This is a genomic window from Flavobacterium sp. NRK1 (genome assembly GCF_024054175.1).
Lineage (GTDB): Bacteria > Bacteroidota > Bacteroidia > Flavobacteriales > Flavobacteriaceae > Flavobacterium.
In genome coordinates this window covers 1-252 of record NZ_JAMXLA010000011.1, presented here as the reverse complement: position 1 = coordinate 252, position 252 = coordinate 1, and the positions used below count along the sequence as shown (strand labels likewise).

Annotated in this window: 1 protein-coding gene; it reads right to left on the bottom strand. The window is 36.1% G+C overall.

Features of this window, described 5'->3' with window-relative positions:
• Positions 1–37: 37 nt before the first annotated feature.
• Positions 38–252, bottom strand: a 215-nt coding sequence (locus tag NHE85_RS16650; RefSeq protein WP_252813335.1) for a type IX secretion system membrane protein PorP/SprF, incomplete at its 5' end; no start/stop codon positions are given.

Below are 252 nucleotides of genomic sequence, written 5' to 3'. Positions count from 1 at the left end.
ATATATAAGTTCTTCATTTTCTTTTAGTCGCTTTAGATTAGAAATAACGTGGTGAACGTGATACTTTTTTAGGGAAGTTCAAATCAAACAACAATATGATCTCGTGAGATGCAGGTGTTGTTACATTAAGGTCTGATACAATGTGGTCATAAGCATAACCTAATCTCAGGTTAGGAGTTATAGCATAATTTACCATACCGCCAAAGCTGTCATCAAGCCTGTAGGTAGCTCCTATCTCAAAGCGTTCAAAGA